Source organism: Pseudomonas tumuqii (genome assembly GCF_013184545.1).
Taxonomy (GTDB): domain Bacteria; phylum Pseudomonadota; class Gammaproteobacteria; order Pseudomonadales; family Pseudomonadaceae; genus Aquipseudomonas; species Aquipseudomonas tumuqii.
The window spans coordinates 1-2,409 of sequence record NZ_JAAOJA010000041.1 but is presented as its reverse complement, the minus strand read 5'-3'; the positions used below and the strand labels follow the sequence as shown (position 1 = coordinate 2,409).

The window sequence follows — 2,409 nt, the reverse complement described above, 5'->3', positions numbered from 1 at the left end:
TCGACCACCTTCTGGTGGCGGCGCTGGATCGAGCAGTCGCGTTCGTTGAGGTACAGGCAGTGGCCGTGCTGGTCGGCAAACACCTGGATCTCCACGTGGCGCGGCTTGAGTACGTATTTTTCGACCAGCATGCGTGAATCGCCGAACGAGGATTGCGCCTCGCGCTGGGCGCTGGCCAGGGCCTCGGCCAGTTCGCTTTCACGCTCGACCACCTTCATGCCCTTGCCGCCACCGCCGGCGGTGGCCTTGAGCAATACCGGGTAGCCGATGACGTCGGCGGCAGTGCGGAAGGTCTCGATATCCTGGGCCTCGCCGTGGTAACCGGGCACCAACGGCACGCCGGCGGCCTCCATCAGCGCCTTGGCGGCGGACTTGCTGCCCATGGCATCGATGGCGCTGGCGGGCGGGCCGAGGAACAGCAAGCCGGCCTGTTCGATGGCGCGGGCAAAACCGGCGTTCTCCGAGAGGAAGCCGTAGCCCGGGTGGATGGCCTGGGCGCCGCTGGCCTTGGCCGCGTTGAGCAGGGCGTCGATGCGCAGGTAGCTGTCGGCCGGCTTGGCGCCGCCCAGGTCGATGGCGATGTCCGCCTCGCGCACGTGGCGGGCATTGGCGTCGATGGCGCTGTGTACCGCCACAGTGGTGATGCCCATGGCCTTGGCCGTGCGCATGACGCGGCAGGCAATTTCGCCGCGGTTGGCGATCAGCAGGGTGTCGATGTGCGTGAGGCTCATGCTTGTTGCTCCTGCCAGAGGGATTGGCGTTTATCGAGCCAGCTGCCGCACTGAACGGTATGGAGCACTAGATCGCGAGGAATAGTCATTGTTGCTCCTGCCAGCTGGGCTTGCGTTTATCGAGGAAGGCGCGCAGGCCTTCCTGGCCTTCGGCGCTGACGCGGATGCGGGCGATGGCGTTTTCGGTGTAACGGCGCAGGGCCGGGGTGAGCACGCCGCTGGCGACTTCCTTGAGCAGGTCCTTGCTCGCCTGCATGGCCTGCGGGCTGTTGAGCAGCAGGTTGGCGACCCAGTCGTTGACGGCGTCGTCCAGCGCCTCGGCCGGGTAGCTCTCGGCAAACAGGCCCAGTTCACGGGCCCGCTCGCCGCTGAAACGCTCGGCGGTCAGGGCATAGCGGCGCGCCGCGCGTTCGCCGATGGCCTGCACGACGAAGGGGCTGATCACCGCCGGGGCCAGGCCGATGCGCACCTCCGACAGGCACAGCTGGGCATCAATGGCACCGATGGCCATGTCGCAGCAACTGATCAGGCCCAGCGCACCGCCGAAGGCCGCGCCCTGGACCACGGCCAGGGTCGGGATCTTCAGCTGGTAGAGGTTGTGCATCAGCTCGGCCAGTTCGCGCGAGTCGGCCAGGTTGGCGGTGTAGTCGAGGGTCGCCGCGCGCTGCATCCAGGCCAGGTCGGCACCGGCGGAGAAGTGCTTGCCACGGCCGCGCAGCAGCAGGAAACGCAGGGATTTGTCGGCCATCACCGCGTCGAGGGCGAGGATCAGCTCGCGGATCATCGCGGCGTTGAAGGCGTTGTTCTTGTCGGCGCGATTCAGCCAGAGAGTGGCGAAACCGCGTGGGTCTGTTTCCAGTTGGATGGTGCTGAAGTCGGTCATATCGATTCCGTAGGGTGCGCCGTGCGCACCATTACATTGAACAATGGTGCGCGCGGCCTACATGCGGAACACGCCAAAAGTAGTCGGCTCGATCGGCGCATTGAGGCTGGCGGACAGCGCCAGGCCGAGCACCTCGCGGGTCTGCGCCGGGTCGATGACACCGTCGTCCCACAGCCGGGCGCTGGAGTAGTAGGGGTGACCCTGGCGCTCGTACTGTTCGAGGATCGGCTGCTTGAGCTTGGCCTCGTCCTCGGCGGAGAAGCGCTGTCCGGCGCGTTCGGCCTGTTCGTGCTTGACCTGGACCAGCACGCCGGCGGCCTGTTCGGCACCCATCACGCCGATCCGCGCGTTCGGCCACATCCACAGGAAACGTGGCTCAAAGGCGCGGCCGCACATGCCGTAGTTGCCGGCGCCGAAGCTGCCGCCGATGATCACGGTGAACTTCGGCACCTTGGCGCAGGCCACGGCGTTGACCAGCTTGGCGCCGTGCTTGGCAATGCCGCCGGCCTCGTACTTCTGCCCGACCATGAAGCCGGTGATGTTCTGCAGGAACAGCAGGGGGATGCCGCGCTGGCAGGCCAGCTCGATGAAATGCGCGCCTTTCTGCGCCGACTCGGCGAACAGAATGCCGTTGTTGGCCAGGATCGCGATCGGGTAGCCCTGGATATGGGCAAAACCGCAGACCAGGGTGGCACCGAACAGCGCCTTGAACTCGTCGAAGACTGAGCCGTCGACGATACGGGCGATCACCTCGCGTACATCGAAGGGCTGCTTGGCGTCGGCCGGGATCACCCC

3 protein-coding genes are annotated in these 2,409 nt (G+C 66.4%); all 3 read right to left on the bottom strand.

Features of this window, described 5'->3' with window-relative positions:
* A partial coding sequence (locus G9C89_RS24810) for a biotin carboxylase N-terminal domain-containing protein (protein WP_172153349.1) occupies positions 1-731 on the bottom strand: 731 nt, incomplete at its 3' end.
* Positions 732-816: 85 nt separating this feature from the next.
* A complete protein-coding gene (locus G9C89_RS24805) occupies positions 817-1,614 on the bottom strand; it encodes a gamma-carboxygeranoyl-CoA hydratase (protein WP_172153347.1) in 798 nt (265 codons plus the stop codon).
* 57 nt (positions 1,615-1,671) lie between these two features.
* The coding region (locus G9C89_RS24800) for a carboxyl transferase domain-containing protein (protein ID WP_315852849.1) at positions 1,672-2,409 on the bottom strand (738 nt) is incomplete at its 5' end.

Coding starts and splice junctions, on each gene's coding strand:
- G9C89_RS24805 (WP_172153347.1), bottom strand. CDS start 1,614: ATGACCGACTTCAGCACCATCCAACTGGAAACAGACCCACGCGGTTTC.